This window comes from Desulfobacula sp., from assembly GCF_030611305.1.
Taxonomy (GTDB): Bacteria; Desulfobacterota; Desulfobacteria; order Desulfobacterales; family Desulfobacteraceae; genus Desulfobacula.
The window spans coordinates 1-3,775 of the sequence record NZ_JAUWQB010000158.1; the positions used below are offsets into that span (position 1 = coordinate 1).

General features: G+C 36.8%; 4 protein-coding genes. All 4 read left to right on the forward strand.

Annotation, left to right across the window (positions count from 1 at the left end; genetic code table 11):
- Window positions 1–262 precede the first annotated feature (262 nt).
- Window positions 263–853, forward strand: coding sequence for an imidazoleglycerol-phosphate dehydratase HisB (gene hisB / locus QAI40_RS17045; RefSeq protein ID WP_304511929.1), 591 nt, complete (start codon window positions 263–265; stop codon window positions 851–853).
- Between the two features lie 55 nt (window positions 854–908).
- Complete coding sequence (gene hisA, locus QAI40_RS17050) at window positions 909–1,631, forward strand: 1-(5-phosphoribosyl)-5-[(5-phosphoribosylamino)methylideneamino]imidazole-4-carboxamide isomerase (RefSeq protein WP_304511930.1); 723 nt, start codon at window positions 909–911, stop codon at window positions 1,629–1,631.
- Window positions 1,632–1,726: 95 nt separating this feature from the next.
- Window positions 1,727–3,496 (forward strand): DNA primase, encoded by a 1,770-nt coding sequence (gene dnaG, locus QAI40_RS17055; RefSeq protein ID WP_304511931.1) that lies wholly within the window; start codon window positions 1,727–1,729, stop codon window positions 3,494–3,496.
- A gap of 24 nt (window positions 3,497–3,520) precedes the next feature.
- Window positions 3,521–3,775: RNA polymerase sigma factor region1.1 domain-containing protein (locus QAI40_RS17060; protein ID WP_304511932.1), on the forward strand; the 255-nt coding region annotated here is incomplete at its 3' end.

Genomic DNA, 3,775 nt, shown 5'->3' on the forward strand with positions numbered 1-3,775 from the left:
TTCTGAAAATAGCAGCCTCCTTATTTTATATCTCCAACTCACAACTCATATCTCACCACTTTTATTTAAACGACGCTGCAATAACTCATGTCATCCACAGGGTTGTTATGATTTGCTCTCACCTTATGGCAAATATCCAGAGCAAAATAAAATATTTGACAAGAAATCTTGATTTGTGTATTATTAAAGATTCGTTTTTATTGAATTTTATTCATGTATGAGTTGATTAATACTGGTTTAACCGCAATTCAAGGATTTTCTTATGAATCGAAAGACGAGCGTTTCCCGAAAAACAAAAGAGACTGAAATAAATGTCCATTTTAATTTAGACGGTTCAGGCAAGGTTGATATTTCAACCGGGATACCTTTTTTTGATCATATGCTTACCGCTTTTTCCGTTCACGGTTTTTTTGATCTTGATATTAATGCCAAAGGAGATCTTGAGGTTGATTACCATCATACAGTAGAAGATGTCGGGCTGGTCCTTGGGCAGGCGCTTTCAAAAACACTAGAAAACAAAAAACGAATTGTCCGGTTTGGTGACAGCAGTGTGCCTATGGATGATGCCTTGTCCAGGGTTACAATAGATCTGTCAAACAGGCCGTATTTTGTCTATAATTTTCCAGATGATCTTAGAGTAAAAGGGGAATTCGACACCTATCTTGCCAAAGAATTTTTTCAATCCTTTTGTGTTCAAGGTGCATTTAATCTTCATATTAATTCGTATTATGGTGTAAATGAGCATCATGTTCTTGAATCAATTTTCAAGGCCTTTGGAAGATCCTTGCATATGTCCACCAGAATTGATAAAAACATTTCCGGTGCCCTGTCCAGCAAGGGAACTCTATTGTAGTTGGTTTACACATACCAAATGGTTAATGAATTTATAAAAAATATAGTGGAAGTCAATGATAATTATACCTGCTGTTGATATTAAACAAGGCAAATGTGTCCGACTGTTACAGGGCCGGATGGAAGAGACCACTTATTATTCGGATGATCCTGTAAAAATGGCCCAAAGATGGGAATCTCAAGGAGCCTCTCTTATTCATGTTATAGATCTTGACGGTGCCTTTGCAAAACAAGTAAAAAACCTTCAAACCATCCGGGATATTTTAGCAGGGATTAATGTCCCCATACAAGTAGGGGGTGGCATCAGAGACTTGAAAACCATTGAAATGTACGTTAATACAGGCGTTTCAAAAGTCATTATTGGAAGCGAAGCTCTCTATAATCCAGGCCTTGTCAAAGATGCCTGTCAACAATTTCAAGGTAAAATTGTCGTTGGAATTGATGCAAGGGATGGTATGGTTGCAGTTGAAGGATGGAGCCGGACCTCTGAAACAAAAGCAATTGATCTTGCAAAGGAGTTTGAGTCCTGCGGTGTTGCGGCAATAAATTTTACTGATATTCACAGGGACGGCATGCAGACAGGTCCGAATATTGAAGAAACAGCAGCCCTGGCAGACGCAGTTTCAATTCCCATTGTAGCATCCGGCGGGGTCAGTACAATTCAGGATATTAAAAACCTTCTTGAAATAGAAAATAAAGGTGTGACCGGTGTTATTACCGGTAGAGCCCTTTATGAGGGAAGCCTTGATTTAAAAGAGGCTATTGGGATTTCAAAATAACAATTATCCCTAAAGATAATTATTGACATGTGATTTTAAATACTTAGCTTATTTTACTTGCATAACCGTTAAATTTTGGAGTCAGCGCCATCAAGATGTACATTCCTGAAGAAAAAATTTCAGAGATTCTAAATACTTCAGATATTGTTGATATAATTTCAGAGACCGTTATTTTAAAAAAATCCGGAAGAAACTTTTTTGGTTTATGTCCATTCCATTCTGAAAAGACGCCCTCTTTTTCTGTAAATGCAAGCAAACAGATTTTTCATTGTTTCGGTTGCACTGCGGGTGGAAATGTATTGTCTTTTATCATGAAATATCACGGGATTACTTTTCCTGAGGCTGCAAAAATGCTGGCTCGCAGGTATAATATAACAATTGAAACTAAAGAAATTGATCCTGCAAAAAGAAGAGAGCTCCATCTTAAAGAGAGTTTATTCCGGTTAAATAAGACTGTTATGGGAATGTATTTTGATACCCTGGGAAAATCAAGCGGGGCAGATACGGCAAGAAAATACTTGAAACAAAGAGATATTTCTGAAGATATTATTCAACAGTTTAGACTGGGGTATTCTCCTGACAGTTGGGAATCCGTTGTTAAGGTCTTAAGAGATCAAAAAATTTCTAAAAATACAGCCGCTCAATGCGGCTTGATTTTGGAAAAAAAACAAAAGACCGGGTATTATGACAGGTTCAGAAACCGGATCATGTTTCCAATTTTTGATGTGAACATGCAGGTGGCTGGTTTCGGCGGCAGAGTGATGGATGATGCCATGCCCAAATATATGAATTCTCCGGAAACACCTGTCTATAACAAAAGTCGTATTCTTTATGGCCTTCATGCAGCAAAACAATTTTGCAGACAGGCAGGGTTTGTTTATATTGTTGAGGGTTATTTTGATTTTTTATCCCTCTATCAACACGGTATCAAAAACACCGTAGCAAGTCTTGGCACTGCATTAACACCAGATCACGTGAGGATACTTAAAGGATATGCGTCCAGGATGGTGCTTGTTTTTGATTCTGATGCTGCTGGAATCAATGCAGCAAAAAGAAGTATTAAAATTTTCTTGAAAGAGGGAGTTGATACAAGAGTGCTTGTGCTTCCGGAAGGGCATGATCCGGATTCCTATGTGGTAAAACATGGGCATGAAGCATTTAATAAACTCGCATCAAATGCCAAAACTATCATGCAATTTCTTTTACAGGTCTCCATTGATGCACATGGGCTGTCTGTTGAGGGCCGGATCAGAATTTTAGATGATATGAAACAGCAGTTAATTTTAATTCAGGATAGTGCATTAAGATCTTTATATGTAAAAGAACTTGCCGAAACATTGAATATAGATGAAAAAGCAGTCTTGGAGAAGGTCAGAGAACTATATTTAAAACGTACTGCGAAAAGGTCATCTTTGATGGATACAAAAAAGAATGAAGATAAACTGGAATCTGATCGAAGAGAAGAACAGATGATTTCACTGATGCTCAATTATCCTGAAATCATAGGTGAAATAAAAAACAGAGATGTTTTAGATCATTTTTATTCTGAAAAATTAAAGCGCATAGCAAAGAAAATTATAAGTGTGGATCCTGGTAAAAAAGCCTTCATCACAGATGTTATGGCAAGAATGGAAAAGAACGAGGACCAAGAACTTATCGCTTCTTATGTTATAGATGATTTTTTTTTGGAAGATATTCGCAAGACAGCTCTGTCACTAATGAATAGAATTATAAGAGTAAGAACAAAACAGGAAAACACTTTAAATAGTAAAATTATAAGTGCGGAAAAGGGCTGTGATTCTGATTTGATGGACCTATTGAAACAAAAGCAGGCAGAAATTCAGCAATTACATGATCGGTTATAATTTTGAGCCTTTGGGAGGCATTTTATGGCAGGTAAGACAAATAAGTCTGGAGAGGATGTAATGATTAGTAAGAAAGAATTACAAAAACTTGTTAAAAAAGGTGAAAAAAATGGTTCTCTCTCTTTTGCCGAAATTAACGATGCAATGTCCGATGATTTAAAATCATTGGATCAGATTGAAGATATAGTTATGCAATTTAAAAAGCTTGGGATCAAGCTTGTAGATAAGGAAAAGGAAAAAATAAAGAAGGCCACTGCTAAGAAGGCCACTGCTAAGAAG